The organism is Buchnera aphidicola (Periphyllus lyropictus), assembly GCF_024029895.1.
Lineage (GTDB): Bacteria > Pseudomonadota > Gammaproteobacteria > Enterobacterales > Enterobacteriaceae > Buchnera_J > Buchnera_J aphidicola_BA.
On sequence record NZ_CP097457.1, the window covers coordinates 109,579 to 130,110 of the forward strand.

Genomic DNA, 20,532 nt, shown 5'->3' on the forward strand with positions numbered 1-20,532 from the left:
TCTCTTATTTTTTTAAAAAATTAATTAAACACTTTAAATCATTTTTAATAGAATAATCAATAGTAAAATTAGGAAAAAATATTACAAATCCATTAATTAAACTCTTATCAATAAAAAATTTTAAATGAATTTTTTTAAATGACCATTTTTCTAAAAACTTTAATATTATTTTTTTTTGTAAATCATTTATTAAATAAGAAGATTTTAAAATTACTTTAATAATATTTTTATTATTTTTTTTTAAAAAATTAAATTCTTTAAAAATATTAGATAACAAAAATAACCTTTTGTTATAAGATAAAATCTTTAAAAAATTTTTTTCATAAGATTTAATTTTAAAACCATTTAATAAAAATTTAAAAGTGTTATACGATTCCATAGGATTTAAATATCCAGAACAAATAAATCTCATATTATTTTGAATAGAAATTTTAGATAAAAGAAATAAAAAATGTTTTACACGATTAACCTTTTTTTTTTTTAAAGCAATTTCAAAGATAGCTTTTGCATAAGAATAAGAAATATCTTTAAAATTTATCATAATTTAAACCTTTAAAATCCATAACTAATTGATCAATAACCTTATTATTATAATTCTTATTAATATTTTCCTTTAAAATTAATTCAGATATTTGAATTGCTAATAAAATCACATTATCTTTTAAATATCGCTCTGCTTTTTTCTTTTCAATAGAAATTTCTATACGAGAACTATTCAAAATTTTATTTTTCTTTAATAAAGCTTTTTTTATAGCATTTTTTATAATTAAATCTTTTTCTAAATTTGCTTTTTGAATAATTTCAAAATATTTTTTTTTAGCTTTTTTAAGTTTTAAAGATACTTTTATTTTTTTTTTAGATATTCTTTTTTTTTCTTGATTTAATATTAACATTGAATTTTTTATTTTTTTTTTTCTATCTTTAATTACTTTTATTATAGGAGGCCATATAAATTTCATACAAAATAAAACAAAAATAAAAAAAGAAATTAATTGTCCAAAAATAGTAGCATTTATATTCATAAAAAGTTTATATTTCCTTAAAAATTATTTTTAAAAAAATTTAAAAAATTAAATAAAAAAATAAAAAAATTTGAATTTTTTTATTTCTTTTTTTTTAAAATTAAGAAGAACCAAAAATCATATATAAACCTAAACCTACTGTAATCATTGGAATAGCATCTACTAATCCCATAACAATAAAAAATTGAGATCTAAGAACAGGAATTGAGTCAGGTTGTCTAGCCGCTCCTTCCAAAAATTTTCCTCCTAATATACCAATCCCAATAGCTGCTCCAATAGAACCTAAACCAATCATAATTGATGCTGCTAAATATATATAATTCATATCAATATTATTCATTTTTAAAACCTTTAAAATTAACAATTTAAATTTAATAAAAAATTAGTGTTTTTCTGTTGCTAAAGAAAGATAAATAATTGTTAAAACCATAAAAATAAAAGCTTGTAAAAAAACTACTAAAATATGAAATATAGCCCATGGAACACTTAAAATCCATTGAAGCCACCATGGAAGAAAAGCAGAAATTAATATAAAAATCATTTCTCCTGAATACATATTCCCAAATAATCTTAAACCTAAAGAAATAGGTTTAGAAAGAAGAGAAATAGATTCTAAAAAAAAATTAAAAAAAAGGAAAAAAAAATGATTAAAAGGCTGAAAAAATAAACTTTTTAAAAAACCAATTAAACCTTTATTTAAAATACTATAGAATAAAATTAAAAAAAATACTCCAAAAGACATAGATAAAACAATATTTATATCTGTTGAAGGCACTATTTTTACATTAGAAATATTAAAAAAAATTTTGCAAAAAAAAGGAATAATATCAATAGGTAATAAATCCATTAAATTCATTAAAATTATCCAACAAAAAATAGTTAAAGATAATGGAGCAATCAAAAAATTTTTATTTTTAGGGCATATTTCTTTAATATTTTTATTTATAAAATTTATAAAAATTTCAATAATTAATTGAAAATTTTTTGGAGATTTTAAACTTAATTTTCTAGAAGAAAAATAAAAAAAAGATAAAAAAACAAAACCTAAAAAAAAGGAAAAAAAAATAGAATCAAGATTTAAAACAAAAAAATTTTTTCCAGTATCTTGAAAATTTAAAATTTTTAACGTTTTTAAATCTAACTGAAAATTATGTAAATGATGATTAATATATTTTTGAGGATTAAATATAATCTTAGAAAACATTATGATTATAACCTTTTAATACAATTTAAATTAATTTAAGAAATAATTAATTTAAAATTCATTAATATAATATATTTAAAAATTTAATTAACTAAAAAAAATAATTTTTTAAAATTAAATTAAATTTAAAAAGAAAAAATGAAAGAAAAATATTTTTATTATATCACTTAAATATATTATATATATTATTTTTTTTTAAAAATTATTTATTTAATTAAAGATTTTTTTTTAAGATATATAAGTAATATTGATATCGCTGCAGGAGTAATTCCAGAAATTCGAGAAGCTTGTCCAATTGAAGAAGGTTTATATATATTTAATATTGAAATTACTTCTTTAGATAAACCATAAATATTATTATAATTTATATTATGAGATAAAAACATTTTTTCATATTTAATATATTTTTTTATTTCTTTATTTTGACGATTTATATAACCTTGATATTTTATTTGAATTTCTAATTGTTTTAAAGATTCATCATCATTTAAAATTTTTGATTGATAAATTTTTAAATTAATTAATTTTTTTATAGTAACTTTAGGTCTTTTTAAAATATCTTCTAAAGTTGTTGAACAAGATATAGGATCTAAAAAATATGAATTGAATTTTTTAGAAAAAAAACTATTAGGTTTAATAATAATAGATTTTATTATTTTTTTTTCATTTTTAATATTTATACATTTTTCTTGATATCTATTCCATCTTAAATTATCAATTAACCCTAATTTTTTTCCAATTTTAGTTAATCTTAAATCTGCATTATCCTCTCTTAAAAATAATCGATGTTCTGCTCTAGAAGTAAAAATTCTATATGGTTCTGTTATACCTTTAGTACATAAATCATCAATTAAAACTCCTATATAAGCTTGATCTCTTCTAGGATACCAATATTTTTTTCCTAAAACATGAAAAGCTGCATTTATTCCAGAAATAATTCCTTGAGCTGCAGCTTCTTCATAACCTGTAGTTCCATTTATTTGACCTGCTAAAAAAAAACCTTTAAAAAATTTTGATTCAAGAGTTAAATTTAAATCTTTAGGATCAAAATAATCATATTCTACTGCATAACCAGGTTTTAAAATTTTAATATTTTCAAAACCTTTAATAGTTTTTAAAAAATCAATTTGAATATTGATTGGTAAACTAGTAGAAATACCGTTAGGATAAATTACATTACTTATTAAACTTTCTGGTTCAAGAAAAATCTGATGTCTAGTTCTATTAGGAAATTTTTTTATTTTATCTTCTATAGAAGGACAATATCTTGGTCCTTTACCAATAATTTTTCCAGAATAAATAGCACTTAAATGTAAATTTTTAGAAATTATTTCATGAGTTTTTTCATTTGTATAAGTAATATAACAAGAAATTTGTTTAGGTTGTAAAAATTTTTTTTTTAAAAAAGAAAAAAAAGGAGAAGGAAAAATACCTTTTTGTTCTTCTAAATTATTAAAATTAATACTATTTTTACAAATTCTAGGTGGTGTTCCAGTTTTTAAACGATTAATTTTAAAAGGAAAATTTTTTAATTTTTGAGCTAATAAAATAGAAGATTTATCATTTAATCTTCCTCCATTTAAAGAAAGATTTCCAATATGAAGTGTTCCATTTAAAAAAGTTCCTGTAGTTAAAATAATCGATTTAGAGAAAAATTTTAAATTTTTTAAAGTAACAACACCGATAATTTTATTTTTCTTTACTATTAAATCTATTACTTCATTTTTAAAAATATATAAATTTTTTTGAGAAAACAAAAATCTTTTTACAACTTTAGAATAAATTAATCGATCAACTTGAATTCTGGTTGATCGAACTGCAAAACCCTTTTTTTTATTTAAAATTCTAAATTGTATTCCTGATTGATCAGCAAAAATTCCCATAAAACCACCTAAAGCATCAATTTCTTTAACTAAATGACTTTTTCCAATTCCTCCAATTGCAGGATTACAAGATAAAGAACCTAAATTTTTAATACTTTGTGTAATAAGAAGAGTTTTACAACCAAGTCTAGAAGATGCTAAACAAGCTTCAATTCCAGCATGTCCTCCTCCTATAACAATAACATCATAAAATTCATTAATTCCCATTAAAAATTTTTTAACCTTACATTAATATATTTATTACATATTATAATAAATAATCTGGTATTTAAAGAATAAAAGAAAATAATATATATATATTAAATATTAATATAAATATTTAATTAATTATAATTATTTTAATAATAAAAAAAGAAAAAGAAAAAATTATTATTAAAAATTGATATTTTGTTTATAGATTTATAAAATATTTAATAAAATTTCTGTTTTAACTATAAAATTTAAAATTTTTTATATGTTTATAAAATGTGTATAAAATGTTTATAACTTTTATTTCTTTTTTTTTTATTTTAAATATTTTGCTTTTAAAAATAAAAAGTTTTATATTTATAATAAATATTTATAAAATTTTTATTTTTAGGATAAAAAATTTTTTATGAATTTAAGAAAAATATTAGAAAAAAATTTTTTTTTAGTTCTTTCTATTTTTATTCTTTTTATATCTGGATTATTTATTTCAATTAAAAAATATAATTCTTTTAAAATGAATCATGGAACTGATTACATTTTATGTAAAAAAAGTATTGATTATGGTAGTAAAAAATCTTTAAAATATTTTTTTAAAAATAATAAAAATGTATATGGAATTTTATCATTATTTAAATTATTACAAAAAGATCTAAAGAAAGAAGACGTTATTTTTCTAATAAAAGTATGTAATAATTTATCTTTTTTTCAAGATCAAATTTTAAAAAATATTTTATATTTTGATGTTGCTCGATTACAACTACAAATGAATTATACTAAAGATATTTTTTTTATATTAAATAAGATCAAAGGTAATCCATGGGAAAAATATTCTGATATTTGGAAAAAAAATCTTTCAAAAATAGATTTAAATAAGAAATATACTTTTGTATATAAAAATGGAATTCCTTTTTTAAGAAATATTGAAATTTAAATAATACTAAAATATTTTTAATAAATTAAAAGAAATTTTTATAAATTTAGGTTGAAAGAAATGAATTTAATTATTTCATTAATTGGTTGTGAAAATGTTGGAAAATCTACTTTATTTAATAATTTGATTAAAAAAAAACAATCTCTGACTTCTAAAAAATTTAAAAGTATTACTCGAGATAGGCAAATTTCTACTTTTGTTTTAGATAATTTTATAATAGATATTATTGATACTGCTGGATTCTTTAATTCTAATTTAGATTTTAGAGATAAAATATTATTTCAAAATAATTTAGCTATAAAAAATTCCGATATAATATTTTTTATTGTAAATGCTAAAATTGGATTAACATATGAAGATCAAGAAATTTGTAATTTATTAAGAAGATCAAAAAAAAAAGTTATATTAATAATTAATAAATTTGATTCTAAATCAAAAAATTTATTTTTAATAGATGATTTTTATCGTTTAGGATTTAAAAAAGTATTTAAAATTTCTGCTTTAAATTTAAACGATATTGAAATTTTTAAGAAAAAATTGATTATATATTTAAAAAATATTTTTAAATTAAAATATTATTCAAAATCAAAAAATTTATCTTTATATTCAAATAATAATATTATTAATATATCTATTATTGGAAAACCAAATGTTGGAAAATCTACTTTAATAAATAAATTAGCAAATGATAAAAATAGAGTGATTACTTCTAAAATATCTGGAACTACAGGAGATTCAGTTTTAGTTTCTGTATATTATAATAATCAAAAATATAATATTTTTGATACTTCAGGAATTAGAAAAAAATCAAAAATAAAAAGTTCTTTAGAAAAAATTTTTATAAAAAAATCTATCTCTACTATAAAAAAATCTAATTTATCTATATTAGTAATAGATGCTTCAGAAAAAATCATTTCTAAACAGAATTTAATTTTATTTAATTTAATTAATAAAATTGGTCGTTCTGTAATTTTTTTAGTAAATAAGTGGGATTTATTAACTAAATCAGAAAAATCAGATTTTAAAAAACTATTTTTTTTTCGTTTTCGATTTATGAAAAATTTATCAGTTCTTTTTATTTCTTTTTTGTTTGAAAATAATTTAAGAAAATTAATATTTAAGTTAATAAATAAAATGTATTTTCTTACTAAAAAAAGATTTAATAGTGCTTTTTTAACAAAAATATTAAAAAAAGCTGTATTAAAACAAAAACCTCCATTTTTAGGAAATAAGAGTAGATCAAAACTTAAATTTGCTCATTCTGGTGGAATAAATCCACCAATTATTGTAATACATGGAAATAAATTAAATAATTTATCTCGGTCATATAAAAAATATTTAATAAATTTTTTTTCTTTAGAATTAAATTTATTTGGATTTCCTATTTTCTTAGAATTTAAGAATAGTAATAATCCTTATATTTATAAAAATAAATAATAAAAAAAATCTATTTTTTTTTATTTTCTTGAATATGATTTGCTGTATACAAAGGTATTTTTATTTTAACATTTTTATTTCCTAATTTTGCTTGACAAGATAATCTACTTTTTTCAGTTAATCCCCATGCTTTATCTAAGATATCTTCTTCTTTTTCTTTCATTTTTGATAATGTAGAAAATCCTTTTTTTATAATACAGTGACATGTACTACAAGAACAAGATTTTTCACATGCATGTTCTATTTTTATATTATTTCTTAATGCTACATCTAAAATAGATTCTCCTTTTTTTCCAAAAAAAGAACCTCCTTTTGGTAGTAATTTTTTATGTGGTAAAAATTTTATTATAGGCATTTTATAACTCTTTTTTTAGATAAATAAAATATTTATATTTTTAAAAAATTAACTTTTATAAATTATTTTTATGTTATTAATTTTTTATTTTTTCTTTTTTTTTTAGTTTTTTTTTTTTTTTTTTCATTATTTTCTTTTTTTTATATATATATTTTTTTTTAATTTTGAATTATTAATTTTTTATTTTTTCTTTTATTTTTTTTAAAAATATAATTTTTTGAAAAATAAAAAATGAATTTTTCCATAATTTTTTTGAAAGTGTAATTCTAATTTTTTTTTTATTTTTTTTTAATAAGTTATTTATTTTTATATAAAATTTTTCAATTTTTTCTTTGTTTTTTGAATTATTAATTTTTTCTAATTTTTTATAATATTTATATTGTTTTTTTAAAAATTTTTTATTAAAACAAATTTTTTCTTTGTTTTTTTTAATATTAAATCCATTAATTTTTAAAATATATTTTATTCTTTTTGTGGAATTTTTTAATGTTTTGTAACATTTATTAATATAAATACATTTTTTTAAAAAATGCTTTTTTTTTTTTTTGAGCTATTTTGATGTAAATCTGGATGATATTTCTTTTGTAAAGAATAATATTTTCTAGATAATTTTTTTTTATTAATTTCAAAACTTTTAGGTAATTTAAAATAGGAAAAATAATTCATTAAGTTTTCTCGAATTAAAATTTTAATGATTTTTTTAATGTATTTTTAAAAATATTAAAATATTTATTTTAAAATAAATAAAATTTGTTAAGATTGATTTTTTTTTCTATAATCTTGAATTGCAGCTTTAATTGCACTTTCAGCTAAAACTGAACAATGTATTTTGACTGGAGGTAAGCTAAGTTTTTTTGCGATATTTTTATTTTTTATTTTATTTGCAGAATTAATTGATTTTCCTTTTATCCATTCTGTAATTAAAGAACTAGAAGCAATAGCTGAACCACATCCATATGTTTTAAAACGTACATCTTTAATAATTCCTTTTTTATTTACTTTTATTTGAAGTTTCATAACATCTCCACAAGCTGGAGCTCCTACTAATCCATTTCCTATTTTTTTACTTTTTGAGTTTTTAAATGAACCAACATTTCTAGGATTTTCATAATGATCAATTACTTCTTTACTATATGTCATAAAAATTTCTCCTAATTTAATTATTAATTTATAAAAATATTAAAATTTTTTATTCTTTCCAATTAACTTTATTTAAATCTATTCCTTGTTTAAACATTTCCCATAAAGGTGATAAATTTCTTAATTTTTTTACAGATTTTTTAATTAGTTTAATAGTAAAATTAATTTCTTTTATAGATGTAAATTTTCCTATAGAAAATCTTATAGAACTATGTGCTAATTCATCTTTTAATCCTAATGCTTTTAAAACATATGATGGTTCTAAACTTTCTGAAGTGCATGCCGATCCAGAAGAAATTCCAATATTTTTTAAAGACATAATTAAAGATTCTCCTTCAATGTAATTAAAACTTATATTTAAAATATGAGGAACTCCTATTTTTAAATTTAAATTACTATTTAAAGAAATTTCTTTAATTTTAGAAAGGCCTTTCCATAAAGTATTTCTTAATTTTTTTATTTTTAAGAAATCTTTTTTTTTATTTTTTCTTGCAATTTTACATGCTTCACTCATTCCTATAATTTGATGTACAGGTAATGTTCCAGATCTCATTCCTCTTTCATGACCACCTCCATGAATTTGAGGATTTAATCGTATTCTTGGTTTTCTTTTTACGTATAATACTCCAATGCCTTTTGGACCATATATTTTATGAGCAGAAAAAGATAATAAATCTACTTTTAATTTTTTTATATTGACAGATATTTTACCTACACTTTGTGTTGCATCTACATGAAAAAAAATATTTTTTGAAATACAAACTTTAGATATTTTTTTTATATCTTGTATTACTCCTATTTCATTATTTACATGCATAATAGAAATTAAAATAGTTTTTTTAGTAATTTTTTTTTTTAATTCTTCTATATCTATTAATCCATTTTTTTTTGGTGTTAAATATGTTACTTTAAAATTTTTAGTTTCTAAATATCTACATGTATCTAATACTGATTTGTGTTCGGTTTTACAAGTTATTATATGATTTCCTTTTTTTTTATAAAATGAAGTAATTCCTTTTATTGCTAAATTATTTGATTCTGTTGCTCCAGAAGTAAATATAATTTCTCTTGGATCAGCATGAATTAATTTTGAAATTTCATATCTAGAAGTATTAACAGCTTCTTCAGCTGACCATCCAAATTGATGTGATCGAGAGGAAGAATTTCCAAATATTCCTTTTATAGTAAAATAATTCCTCATTTTTTTTTCAACTAATGGATCTAATGGAGTTGTAGATGCATAATCTAAATAAATAGGAAGTTTCATTTTTTTAACTCTTAATTAAATTTTGATAAAATAAATTTTTTATATTTTTTTTTAAAAAATTTTTAGATGTATATAATAAATTTTTTTTATTAAAAAAACGAAATTAATTATACTAAATATTATTATACATTATAGTATAATAAATTATTAAATTTTGTTTTTTTTTACTAAAAAATTTAAAAAAAATTAATTTTCATTAACTTGATTTTTTATTAAAATTATATTATATAAATTAGTTATAATAACTATTTAAATAAGGGTGTAGTTCAATTTGGTAGAGCATCGGTCTCCAAAACCGACTGTTGGGGGTTCAATTCCCTCCACCCTTGTAATTTTTTTTAATAAATTTTTTAACATTTATTATTAATAAAATAATATTTAATATTTTTTTAATTAAAAATTTTTATAAAATTTTATTAAAAAATTTTTTATGGATACAAAATATGCCAGAATATCGTTCTAGAAAAACTACTCATGGAAGAAATATGGCTGGAGCAAGAGCTTTATGGAGAGCTACTGGAATGACAGATCAGGATTTTGGAAAACCTATTATTGCTGTAGTAAATTCTTTTACAGAGTTTGTTCCTGGACATATTCATTTAAGATCTGTTTCAGATATTATTTCTAAAGAAATATATAAACAAGGAGGAATTCCAAAAGAATTTAATACTATTGCAATTGATGATGGAATTGCTATGGGTCATTCAGGTATGTTGTATTCATTACCTTCACGTGAGTTAATTTCAGATTCAGTAGAATATATGATTAATGCACATTGTGTAGATTCTATGATATGTATTTCTAATTGTGATAAAATTACTCCTGGGATGTTAATGAGTGCATTAAGATTAAATATTCCTACTGTATTTGTTTCTGGTGGACCAATGGAAGCTGGAAAAAATAATTATCATAAGAAAAATATTTTAAATAGTTCTAAATTAGATTTAGTAGATGCAATTATGAGTGGTGCTAATTCTCAATTTTCTGATTTAGAAGTAGATAAAATTGAAAAAAATGCTTGTCCAACTTGTGGTTCTTGTTCTGGAATGTTTACTGCTAATTCTATGAATTGTTTAATTGAAGCATTAGGTTTATCTATACCTGGAAATGGGACGCTTTTAGCTACACATATTGATAGAAAAAAATTATTCTTAAAGGGAGCTAAATTAATTGTAAAAATTTCTAAAAAATTTTATGAAGATAATGATATTTCTTTATTACCTAGAAAAATTGCAAATAGAAAATCTTTTTTAAATGCTATGTCTTTAGATATAGCAATGGGTGGATCTACAAATACTATTTTACATTTATTAGCTGCAGCTCAAGAAGGAAAGATAAATTTTAGTATTAAAGATGTAGATATTTTATCTAAAAAAATTCCTCATTTATGTAAAGTTTCTCCTAGTACTTCTTTATATCATATGGAAGATGTACATCGTGCGGGAGGTGTTTTTTCAATTTTATCTGAATTAAATAAAAAAAAATTGATATATTCTATGACAAAAAATGTTTTTGGTTTAACATTAAATGAAATGTGTAGTAAATATGATATTTTATTAAATAAAAATAAAAAAATAAAAAAAATGTTTTTAGCTGGTCCTATGGGTTTAAGAACTAAAAAAGCTTTTTCTCAATCATTTCGTTGGAAAAATTTAGATTTAAATAGAAATAGTGGTTGTATTCGTTCAGTTGAGAATGCATATAGTAAAGATGGAGGATTAGCTGTTTTATATGGAAATTTAGCTTTAAATGGAAGTATTATAAAAACTGCTGGAGTAAGTAAAAAATTACATATTTTTAAAGGTCCAGCAAAAGTTTATGAATCTCAAGAAGATGCTTCATTTGCAATATTAAATAAAAAAGTTCATTCTGGTGATGTAATTGTTATTCGGTATGAAGGACCAAAAGGTGGTCCAGGAATGCAAGAAATGTTGTATCCTACAACATATTTAAAATCTGTAGGTTTAGGAAAAAAATGTGCATTAATAACAGATGGAAGATTTTCTGGAGGAACTTCAGGTCTTTCTATAGGGCATATATCTCCGGAAGCAGCAAATAAAGGCTTAATTTCTTTAGTTAAAAATGGTGATTTAATTGATATTAATATTCCTAAAAGAATTATTAGATTATTAATTTCAAAAAAAGAAATAATTAAAAGAATGAATGAACAAGATAAAAGAAATAAACCTTTTACACCTAATAAAAGAAAAAGAAAAATATCATCTGCTTTAAAATTTTATTCTTTTTTTGCAACTAGTGCAGATAAAGGTGCTATTAGAGATCAAGATAAGTTAAGAAATTTAAATTTTTTATAAAAATTTAATATTTTATAAATTTTTTTAAAAAAAATTTTAATATAATAATTTTTATTAATAGTGGAGTATTTATTTAATATGTTAAATTATTTTAATCAGTTAAATTTTCGTGAAAAAAATAAAGAATTAAAAGATTGTATATTAATAAAAAAATCTCGTTTTAAAAATAAACTAAGAATATTAAAAAACAAAAAAATAGTTATAGTAGGATGCGGTTCTCAAGGTTTAAATCAAGGTTTAAATATGAGAGATTCAGGATTAGATGTATCTTATGCTCTTAAAAAAAGTAGCATATTAAAAAAAAATATTTCTTGGGTTAGAGCTGTAAATAATAATTTTGTATGTGATACATATGAATCTCTTATTCCAAATGCAGATTTAGTAATTAATTTAACTCCAGATAAACAACATAAAGATGTAATAAAAAAATTACAACTTTTAATGAAAAAAAATTCTGTTTTAGGATATTCTCATGGATTTAATATAGTAGAAATGGGAACTGTAATTCGTCCAGATATTACTGTGATTATGGTAGCTCCAAAATGTCCAGGAACTGAAGTTCGTGAAGAGTATAAGAGAGGTTTTGGAGTTCCTGCATTAATTTCAGTTCATAAAAAAAATAATATTTTTAAAAATGGTATAGAATATGCTAAAGCATGGGCTTATTCTATTGGTTCACATAAAGCTGGAGTATTATATTCTTCATTTTCAGCTGAAGTAAAATCTGATTTAATGGGTGAACAAACTATTTTATGTGGTTTATTACAATCTAGTTCTATTGTTTATTATGAATATTTAATTAATCAAGGTTATGATAAAGGATATTCTGGAAAATTTATACAAAATGGTTGGGAAGTTATGACTGAATCTTTAAAACATGGAGGCATTACTTTGATGATGGATCGATTGTCTAATGAATCTAAAATTAAATCTTATGAATTATCCGAATATTTTAAAACAATTTTCAAACCTCTTTTTAGAAAACATATGGATGATATACTTTCAGGAACTTTTTCTAAAAAAATGATTCGAGATTGGAATAATAAAGATAAGAAATTATTATTTTGGAGAAAAGAAACAAAAAATTCTTTATTTGAAAATTCTCCTAATTATAATAAAAAAATTCAAGAAAAAGAATATTTTGAACGTGGAATATTCATGATTTCTATATTAAAATCAGGAATTGAATTAGCATTTGAAACTATGTTAGAAGCTGGAATTTGTAAAGAATCTGCTTATTATGAATCTTTACATGAATTACCATTAATTGCGAATACTATTTCTAGAAAAAAATTGTTTGAAATGAATTTAGTTATATCAGATACTGCAGAGTATGGAAATTATTTATTTTCTAATAGTGCTGTTCCTTTATTAAAAAATTCTATTTCTCATTTAAGAAATGAAAATTTAGATGAAATTCGTTCATGTGAAAGAATTGATAATATTGTTTTAAAAAAAATTAATGACAAAATTTATTATCATCCAGTTGAAAAAATTGGAAGAAAGTTAAGAAAATATATGAAGAATATGAAAAAAATTCAATTAAATTAAATAATTTTTTATACTTTTTTTTTGTTAATATTTTTTAAAATATTTCAATAGTATTAAGTAGATTAATAAATTTAAAATTTTATAGAGATTTTATATATGAATAAAAATATTCAACATTTAACAGATAAAAATTTTAAAGATTATATTTTAAATTGTAAAAAGTACATTTTAGTAGATTTTTGGGCAAATTGGTGCGCTCCATGTAGATCTTTATCTGTAAATTTAAAAAAAATTCAAAATGAATATATTAATAATTTAGAAATTGTAAAAGTAGATATTGAAAAAAATTCGAATACTGCTTTAAAATATTCTATTCAAAGTATACCTACTTTAATATTATTTAAAAATAATAAAGTTTTAAAAATAAAAACAGGTTTTCTTTCTAAAGAAGATTTGAAATTTTTTCTAGATAAATATATTAAATAATAGTTATAAAAAATTTTTTAAAATTTTTTATTAATAAATAATTTTTTAATGAGTATTAATTTTAAAATAAATATAATTTTTTTAAATTTAATGAATATTTCGAATAGTAATTACCTCGATTTTTATTAAGAAACCCACCATTATGAATCTTACTAATCTTAAAAATACATTGTTTTCTAAATTAATTATACTTGGCGAAAATATGGGGTTAAAAAATCTCGCTCGTATGAGAAAACAGGATATTATTTTTTCTATTTTAAAAAAACGTATAAAAATTGGAAAAGATATTTTTGGAGATGGAGTTCTTGAAATATTACAGGATGGTTTTGGTTTTTTAAGATCTTCAGACAGTTCTTATTTAGCTGGATCTGATGATATATATGTTTCTCCTAGTCAGATTAGAAGGTTTAATTTAAGAACTGGAGATACTATTTTAGGAAAAATAAGACCTCCTAAAAAAGGAGAAAGATATTTTGCTTTATTAAAAGTTAATAAAGTAAATTATGATCAACCTGAAAATTCAAGAAATAAAATTTTATTTGAAAATTTAACTCCTTCACATGCTAATTCTCGTTTAAGAATGGAGCGTGGAAATGGATCTACAGAAGATTTAACAACTCGAGTATTAGATTTAGCATCTCCTATAGGAAGAGGTCAAAGAGGTCTAATTGTAGCTCCTCCTAAAGCTGGAAAAACTATGTTATTGCAGAATATTGCACAAAGTATAGCTTATAATCATCCTGAATGTTTATTAATGGTTTTATTAATTGATGAACGACCTGAAGAAGTTACAGAAATGCAAAAATTAGTAAAAGGAGAAGTTATTGCATCTACTTTTGATGAACCCGCTTCTCGCCATGTTCAAGTAGCTGAAATGGTTATTGAAAAAGCTAAAAGATTAGTTGAACATAAAAAAGATGTGATTATTTTACTAGATTCAATTACTAGATTAGCTCGTGCATATAATACTGTTGTTCCATCTTCTGGAAAAGTATTAACAGGGGGTGTTGATGCTAATGCATTACATAGACCAAAAAGATTTTTTGGAGCTGCAAGAAATGTAAAAGAAGGAGGAAGTTTAACAATAATTGCGACCGCATTGATTGATACTGGTTCAAAAATGGACGAAGTAATTTATGAAGAATTTAAAGGAACAGGGAATATGGAACTTCCTTTATCTAGAAAAATTGCAGAAAAAAGAGTTTTTCCAGCAATTGATTATAATCGTTCTGGTACAAGAAAAGAGGAATTATTAACATCAATAAGTGAATTACAAAAAATGTGGATTTTAAGAAAAATTATTCATCCTATGTCTGAAATCGATGCAATGGAATTTTTAATTAATAAATTATCTATGACTAAAACAAATAATGAATTTTTTGATATGATGAAACGTTCATAAAATTAATATTTTAAATTATAAAATATATTAAAAAATTAATTAGATGATTCTAAAGCGCTTTTTTTTTTTAATTTATAATTTTTTATTAACATTAATTATTTTAAATTTTTTAAAATAAATATAAATTTTAAATATTAATTATTGTAAATTCTAATAAAAAAATAAATTTTAAATTTATTAAAAAAAATATTATTATTAAAAATAAAAATTTCAGGTAATATTTTTTTTAGGTATATAAAAATATAAATTTTGTTTATATTGATAAATTTTTTATTTTATAATATTATTAATAAATAATTAAAATTTTTGGTGGCTATAGCTCAGTTGGTAGAGTCCTGGATTGTGATTCCAGTTGTCATGGGTTCAAGTCCCATTAGCCACCCCATTTTAAAAAAATATTATATTTTCTTTTTTTTTTCTTTTTCTTATTTTTTTTTTTTTTTTTAATTTTTTATTTAAGAGCAAATTAATTTAAAATTTTTTATTATCGGCGAATAGCGCAGTTTGGTAGCGCAACTGGTTTGGGACCAGTAGGTCAGAGGTTCAAATCCTCTTTCGCCGAAAAAAATAAAAAAAATAAAAAAAAAAATATATAATTTTTTTTAAAATTTAACAAAAAATATTCTCTTTTATGTGTTTTTTAAAAAAATTATTTAAAAATTTTTTTATTTCAATATTATTTTTTTTACATATCCATTTTTTATTTTTATATTTAAAATAATATCCTTTATATTTTGTAGCTATCCAAATTTGTTTTAAGAATTCTTGTCTACTTATTATCATTTCATTTTTATATTTTATATTAATTTTTAGTATTTTATTATACGATTCATAATCAATATTTAATTTTCCATTATATTTATCTAATTTTTTTTCTATTTTAAGTATTAATTTATTAACTAAAATATGAAATTTTTTTGTTGTTAGTATTTTTTTTTTTAACATAATATTTTTTAACCATTTTATTTTTAATTTTATAAATTTTTATATAATTTAAATTTTATTTTTTTATAAATAATTTATTATAAAAATTTTTATATATATATTAGAATTAATATTTTTTTTTATAAAGTGAATTTTATATGAAAAATTTAAAAAAATTATATTTTTCTAAAATGCATGGGTTAAAAAATGATTTTATGTTAGTTGAAACTTTAACTCAAAAATTTTTTTTTACAAAAAAATTAATACAAAAATTTTCTAATAGAAATACTGGAGTTGGATTTGATCAATTACTTATAGTAGAAAATCCAATATTTAAAAATACAAATTTTAATTATCGTATTTTTAATTCAAATGGATTAGAGGTAGAACAGTGCGGGAATGGTGCAAGATGTTTTGCTAGATTTGTTTTTAAAAAAAAATTAATCAAAAATAAAAAAATTAAAGTAAGTACGAAGAATAGAATTATTACTTTAACAATAAAAAATAATAATAATGTATTAGTTAATATGGGTAGTCCAGAATTTAATCCAAAATGTATTCCTTTTTTAAGTAATTTTGAAAAATCTTTTTATTCTTTATATATTAATAAAAAAAAATATTTTTTTGGAGTTGTTTCATTAGGTAATCCACATTGTGTTTTAATTGTAAAAGATATCAATAAATGTGAAATTAATAAAATAGGTTCTATTTTAGAGAATCATTATTTTTTTCCTAATAAAGTAAATGTTAGTTTTATGCAAATATTAAGTAAAAATCATATACTTTTAAGAGTTTTTGAAAGAGATGTAGGAGAAACTCAATCTTGTGGAAGTGGAGCTTGCGCTGCAGTTATAGTTGGAATTAAACAAAAAAAGTTATTTCATAAAGTTAAGGTAGATTTATTAGGTGGAACATTAAAAATTTTATTTAATAAAAATAAAAATTTAATATATATGCTTGGTTCTGCTCAACATGTATATGATGGAATAATATATTATTAATTTTATTTTTAATTATTTATTTTTCTTATTTTTTTCTTTTTTTTTTTTTATTTTTAATTTTTTTTTTTTTTTTTGTTTTATATTTTTTTTCTTTTAAAATATGTTAAATATATATTTATTCTGATATTTGGATTATATTATATATGTTAAAAAATAATAATCGTGTTTTTATTCATAAAAAAATTAATAATAAATATATAAAAAAAAATACTACAGATTTTTATAAAACTATTTTTTCTTTGTTTTTAGCTGGTTTTTCTGCTTTTTCTATTTTATATTCTATTCAACCTATTTTACCTATTTTTTCAAAAATTTTTTATTTAACTCCTTTTCAAAGTAGTTTAGCTTTATCTGTTTCTACTATTTCTATGGCATTAGGTACTTTATTTATTGCTTCTATTTCAAATTGTATAGGAAGAAAACAAGTTATGTTTGTATCCTTGTTTTTAGCTTCTTTATTAACAATTATATGTTCGTTTTCTAAGAATTGGTTTGAAATTGTTTTTCTTCGATCGTTAATTGGATTTTCTTTGAGTGGAATTACTTCTATTGCGATTATTTATTTAAGTGAAGAAGTTGAAATTAGTATTTTACCTCTTTGTATTGGTTTATATATTAGCGGAAATACCATTGGTGGTTTTTTTGGAAGATTAGTTAGTAATATTATTATAAAATATTTTTCTTGGAATTTAGTTTTTATTTTAATTGGTTTTTTTTCTTTGTTTATTTCATTTTTATTTTTTTTAAATTTACCTTCTTCTAAAAATTTTACAATTTCTGTTTTAAATTTTAAAATTTTATTAAAAAATCTTTATAAATCATTTCAAACAAAATTATGTATTTTTTTGTTTTTAATTGGTTTTTTTTTAATGGGAAGTTTTGTTACTTTATTTAATTATATTGGATATAGATTAATCATTAAACCTTTTTCTTTAAATTCTGTTTTTATTTCTTTTTTATCACTTATATATTTAATAGGAGTATATTTTTCTCCAAAAGCTAGTTTTTTATCTAAAAAATACGGTAAAATAAATTTATTAATAGGTTCTTTTTTTTTAATGATTTTAGGAATTTTTTTAACATATTATAATTTTTTATTTTTAATAATTTTTGGTTTATTTTGTTTTACATCTGGATTTTTTTTAGTTCATTCTACTACTAGTAGTTGGATAAGTTTTTTATCAAAAAAATATCAAGTTGAAATTTCTTCTTTATACTTTTTTTTTTATTATTTAGGTTCAAGTTTATTTGGAAGTATAGGTGGATTTTTTTGGTTTTATTGGGGTTGGAGTGGAGTTTTTTGTGTAATTAATTTTATGTTAACGTCTTGTTTAATTTTTATTCTATTAATAAAATATGATTATTAATATATGTTTTTTTTATCTTTATAATAAATATCAAATCTAATTTTTTTTCCATAAATAATGTGATTTGGTTTTTTGTTAGATAAAAATGGAGCTTTAATAAATCTTTTTACAACTACTTTTGTTTTAGCTGCTTTAATTGCTGAAGGTAATAAACATTTTTTATTTTTATTTTTTTTTAATAAAATTCTTAAAAAAAATAAATCTTTTTTAGGAAGAGATTTTTTTTTTTTTATAAACATAGGATCTAAATAAATAACATCTGCGATTATTTTTTTTTTTTTGAATATTTTAAAACTATCATTGTGAAATAAAATCATTCTTTTTTTTATCCATTTTCCTATTTTTTTATCTTTTTTTGCTCTTTTTAATCCATTTGATAGTAATTTATAAATAGTTTTATTTTTTTCTATCATAAAAACTTTGTATCCTAAAGAAGCTAAAATAAAAGAATCTTTTCCTAATCCTGCTGTTGCATCTAATACAGTTATTTTTTTTTTATTTTTTATTCTGATTGCTCGATTAATAATTTCTTTTTTTTTTGTATATTTTCTTCTAAAATTAATTGATTTGGATAGAAAATTAATAGATAATGAATTTATTTTTTTTTTTTTATTAAATCTATTTGATATAATTTTAATTTATTTTTTTTTTTTAATAAAATAATTTTAATTTTTGTTTTTTTCATTTTCTTTTTTTTATTTCTTTTTTTAAATTTCGTTATGATATAATATAACAAAAATTTTTATAAAAAATTTTATTTATTAATTTATATATTTATTATTTATATTTTTTTGATATTTTTTTCTTAAAAAATTATTTTTGATAATTTTTTCAACTGTTAATATTAATTTAAATAAAAAAATTTAAATTAATTTAATTATTTTATAAAATTTGTAAGTATTCCGAAAAAGGATAAAAATATGATTTCTGTTTTCAATCTTAAAAAAACAGATTATATTTATTCTAAAAAAAGAATAAATTCTAGTTCTTCAAAAAAAAATCATACAAATCATATACGTACTAATAACATAAAAAATAATCTTATTTCTTTTAAATCTTTTCAATTTGAATCAAATAATATAAATAAAAATTTAAAATTAAGAAATATATTTTTTAAAAGTTTTATTAATAAATTTTTGTTTAATAAAAAAAAACATTTTAATTTAGATAATAAAAAAAACGTTTTTTTAAAAAATAAAAAAAATTCTTTTCATATAAATAATAATAAAAAATTTTTAAATAATTTAAATTCAAATATTTATTTAAAAAATTTAGGTATTTATAAAAAAGTTTATAATGAAATAGATGATAATTTAGACGATAATTCTACTATAGAAGATTATTTAAACAGTTTAAAAGAAAAATTATCTGAAATGACTCCGAATGATTCTAAAGATGATGTTTGTGATGATATTATTAGTTCTGATTTAGTTAATATTAACTGGAAAGATTTCAATCAAGTAAATGATTATGATAGTTCTAAATCATTATTATATAATTTACAAAAAAAATATTTGAATTTAATTAAAACTAAAAATTTATCTTCAGATTTTGATATATATGATTCTACATCAAATTTTAAGTTTGAAAATCATTATGTATATAAACATTCTAAATGTGCAATTTTAAATAATTTAAAAAGATTTTTTCCAAATTTAGAAGATAGACAATTAATTTCTAATTATGTTAATGGAAAAGTTTTACTCAATGCACATAAAATTTTTTTAAGTGAAAAACCTGAATTTAATAAATTTTATCCAAATAATTCGCATATGAATTATGTAATTACAAAATTGCCAGATGGATATATTAGATTAATAGTAATGTATTTTACTCATTTAGGTCAGTTAGACGATAATTCTGATAGTTCAGATTATTCTCGTTTTGGAATGCGCGCTGTATTTATTTTATCTAAAGATCATCTTCCAAATGTAAAATATACTTATTTTTTTAAATAAATTATTTTATAAAATTTTATAAAAAATAAAATAACAGAGTACATTTTAAAAAAATTATTTTGTGCTCTGTTTTGAATTTATATAGAATATATTTTTTTATAAATTTTTTAAATTTAAATAATTTAATTTTTATAAATAAATTAAGTGTTTTTTAATAAAT

At 19.2% G+C, this 20,532-nt stretch carries 21 protein-coding genes and 3 tRNA genes; 12 read left to right on the forward strand and 12 right to left on the reverse strand.

Annotation, left to right across the window (positions count from 1 at the left end):
* Positions 1 to 4 precede the first annotated feature (4 nt).
* From atpH to mnmG, 5 genes are all read right to left on the reverse strand, one after another.
* A complete protein-coding gene (gene atpH, locus M5J13_RS00515) occupies positions 5 to 541 on the reverse strand; it encodes an ATP synthase F1 subunit delta (RefSeq protein WP_252837376.1) in 537 nt (178 codons plus the stop codon).
* Entirely contained in the window at positions 528 to 1,022 is a 495-nt protein-coding gene (locus M5J13_RS00520; RefSeq protein ID WP_252837377.1) for a F0F1 ATP synthase subunit B, read from the reverse strand. The genes atpH and M5J13_RS00520 overlap by 14 nt, the downstream gene beginning before the upstream one ends.
* Before the next feature lie 100 nt (positions 1,023 to 1,122).
* Positions 1,123 to 1,362 carry a F0F1 ATP synthase subunit C gene (gene atpE, locus M5J13_RS00525; protein ID WP_252837378.1) on the reverse strand — a complete coding sequence of 80 codons (240 nt, stop codon included), beginning with the start codon at positions 1,360 to 1,362 and terminating at the stop codon, positions 1,123 to 1,125.
* Between the two features lie 42 nt (positions 1,363 to 1,404).
* A complete protein-coding gene (atpB, locus tag M5J13_RS00530) occupies positions 1,405 to 2,226 on the reverse strand; it encodes a F0F1 ATP synthase subunit A (protein ID WP_252837379.1) in 822 nt (273 codons plus the stop codon).
* 206 nt (positions 2,227 to 2,432) lie between these two features.
* Positions 2,433 to 4,316 (reverse strand): tRNA uridine-5-carboxymethylaminomethyl(34) synthesis enzyme MnmG, encoded by a 1,884-nt coding sequence (mnmG, locus tag M5J13_RS00535; RefSeq protein WP_252837380.1) that lies wholly within the window; start codon positions 4,314 to 4,316, stop codon positions 2,433 to 2,435.
* 388 nt (positions 4,317 to 4,704) lie between these two features.
* On the opposite strand from mnmG, the gene M5J13_RS00540 reads away from it, so the two are divergent.
* Both M5J13_RS00540 and der read left to right on the forward strand, forming a co-directional pair.
* Positions 4,705 to 5,229 (forward strand): hypothetical protein, encoded by a 525-nt coding sequence (locus M5J13_RS00540; RefSeq protein ID WP_252837381.1) that lies wholly within the window; start codon positions 4,705 to 4,707, stop codon positions 5,227 to 5,229.
* A 60-nt stretch (positions 5,230 to 5,289) separates the two neighbouring features.
* A complete protein-coding gene (gene der / locus M5J13_RS00545) occupies positions 5,290 to 6,666 on the forward strand; it encodes a ribosome biogenesis GTPase Der (protein WP_252837382.1) in 1,377 nt (458 codons plus the stop codon).
* Between the two features lie 10 nt (positions 6,667 to 6,676).
* Here der and fdx read toward each other — a convergent pair whose 3' ends face one another.
* From fdx to M5J13_RS00565, 5 genes are all read right to left on the reverse strand, one after another.
* The gene (fdx, locus tag M5J13_RS00550; RefSeq protein ID WP_252837383.1) at positions 6,677 to 7,021 is read right to left on the reverse strand and encodes an ISC system 2Fe-2S type ferredoxin; all 345 of its coding nucleotides are present in this window, start codon (positions 7,019 to 7,021) and stop codon (positions 6,677 to 6,679) included.
* 172 nt (positions 7,022 to 7,193) lie between these two features.
* A complete protein-coding gene (locus M5J13_RS02270) occupies positions 7,194 to 7,535 on the reverse strand; it encodes a hypothetical protein (RefSeq protein WP_354667638.1) in 342 nt (113 codons plus the stop codon).
* An 8-nt stretch (positions 7,536 to 7,543) separates the two neighbouring features.
* On the reverse strand, positions 7,544 to 7,687 hold the full coding sequence (locus M5J13_RS00555) for a hypothetical protein (protein ID WP_252837384.1): 144 nt from the start codon (positions 7,685 to 7,687) through the stop codon (positions 7,544 to 7,546).
* Between the two features lie 87 nt (positions 7,688 to 7,774).
* The gene (gene iscU, locus M5J13_RS00560; RefSeq protein ID WP_252837385.1) at positions 7,775 to 8,161 is read right to left on the reverse strand and encodes a Fe-S cluster assembly scaffold IscU; all 387 of its coding nucleotides are present in this window, start codon (positions 8,159 to 8,161) and stop codon (positions 7,775 to 7,777) included.
* A 49-nt stretch (positions 8,162 to 8,210) separates the two neighbouring features.
* Positions 8,211 to 9,428 carry an IscS subfamily cysteine desulfurase gene (locus M5J13_RS00565; protein WP_252837386.1) on the reverse strand — a complete coding sequence of 406 codons (1,218 nt, stop codon included), beginning with the start codon at positions 9,426 to 9,428 and terminating at the stop codon, positions 8,211 to 8,213.
* Between the two features lie 255 nt (positions 9,429 to 9,683).
* On the opposite strand from M5J13_RS00565, the gene M5J13_RS00570 reads away from it, so the two are divergent.
* The 7 genes from M5J13_RS00570 (at position 9,684) to M5J13_RS00600 (ending at position 15,684) form a co-directional block, all read left to right on the forward strand.
* Positions 9,684 to 9,757 (forward strand) — tRNA-Trp (locus M5J13_RS00570).
* 114 nt (positions 9,758 to 9,871) lie between these two features.
* Positions 9,872 to 11,743 carry a dihydroxy-acid dehydratase gene (ilvD, locus tag M5J13_RS00575; protein WP_252837387.1) on the forward strand — a complete coding sequence of 624 codons (1,872 nt, stop codon included), beginning with the start codon at positions 9,872 to 9,874 and terminating at the stop codon, positions 11,741 to 11,743.
* Between the two features lie 78 nt (positions 11,744 to 11,821).
* Positions 11,822 to 13,294 carry a ketol-acid reductoisomerase gene (gene ilvC / locus M5J13_RS00580; RefSeq protein ID WP_252837388.1) on the forward strand — a complete coding sequence of 491 codons (1,473 nt, stop codon included), beginning with the start codon at positions 11,822 to 11,824 and terminating at the stop codon, positions 13,292 to 13,294.
* A gap of 96 nt (positions 13,295 to 13,390) precedes the next feature.
* Entirely contained in the window at positions 13,391 to 13,720 is a 330-nt protein-coding gene (trxA, locus tag M5J13_RS00585) for a thioredoxin (RefSeq protein WP_252837389.1), read from the forward strand.
* A gap of 142 nt (positions 13,721 to 13,862) precedes the next feature.
* On the forward strand, positions 13,863 to 15,122 hold the full coding sequence (rho, locus tag M5J13_RS00590) for a transcription termination factor Rho (protein WP_252837390.1): 1,260 nt from the start codon (positions 13,863 to 13,865) through the stop codon (positions 15,120 to 15,122).
* 309 nt (positions 15,123 to 15,431) lie between these two features.
* Positions 15,432 to 15,507 (forward strand) — tRNA-His (locus M5J13_RS00595).
* Positions 15,508 to 15,610: 103 nt separating this feature from the next.
* Positions 15,611 to 15,684: transfer RNA gene (locus M5J13_RS00600), tRNA-Pro, on the forward strand.
* Positions 15,685 to 15,731: 47 nt separating this feature from the next.
* Here M5J13_RS00600 and cyaY read toward each other — a convergent pair.
* The gene (gene cyaY / locus M5J13_RS00605) at positions 15,732 to 16,067 is read right to left on the reverse strand and encodes an iron donor protein CyaY (protein ID WP_252837391.1); all 336 of its coding nucleotides are present in this window, start codon (positions 16,065 to 16,067) and stop codon (positions 15,732 to 15,734) included.
* A 137-nt stretch (positions 16,068 to 16,204) separates the two neighbouring features.
* Here cyaY and dapF point away from each other — a divergent pair, with 137 nt between their 5' ends.
* Positions 16,205 to 17,047 (forward strand): diaminopimelate epimerase, encoded by an 843-nt coding sequence (gene dapF / locus M5J13_RS00610; protein WP_252837392.1) that lies wholly within the window; start codon positions 16,205 to 16,207, stop codon positions 17,045 to 17,047.
* Between the two features lie 143 nt (positions 17,048 to 17,190).
* Positions 17,191 to 18,414 carry an MFS transporter gene (locus M5J13_RS00615; protein WP_252837393.1) on the forward strand — a complete coding sequence of 408 codons (1,224 nt, stop codon included), beginning with the start codon at positions 17,191 to 17,193 and terminating at the stop codon, positions 18,412 to 18,414.
* Here the strand turns inward: M5J13_RS00615 and M5J13_RS00620 are convergent.
* Positions 18,411 to 19,052, reverse strand: a complete 642-nt coding sequence (locus M5J13_RS00620) for a class I SAM-dependent methyltransferase (RefSeq protein WP_354667639.1) — start codon at positions 19,050 to 19,052, stop codon at positions 18,411 to 18,413. The two genes, M5J13_RS00615 and M5J13_RS00620, sit on opposite strands and share 4 nt — an antisense overlap.
* Before the next feature lie 282 nt (positions 19,053 to 19,334).
* Between M5J13_RS00620 and M5J13_RS00625 the strand changes: the two genes are divergently transcribed.
* Positions 19,335 to 20,372, forward strand: coding sequence for a hypothetical protein (locus M5J13_RS00625; RefSeq protein ID WP_252837394.1), 1,038 nt, complete (start codon positions 19,335 to 19,337; stop codon positions 20,370 to 20,372).
* Positions 20,373 to 20,532 lie beyond the last annotated feature (160 nt).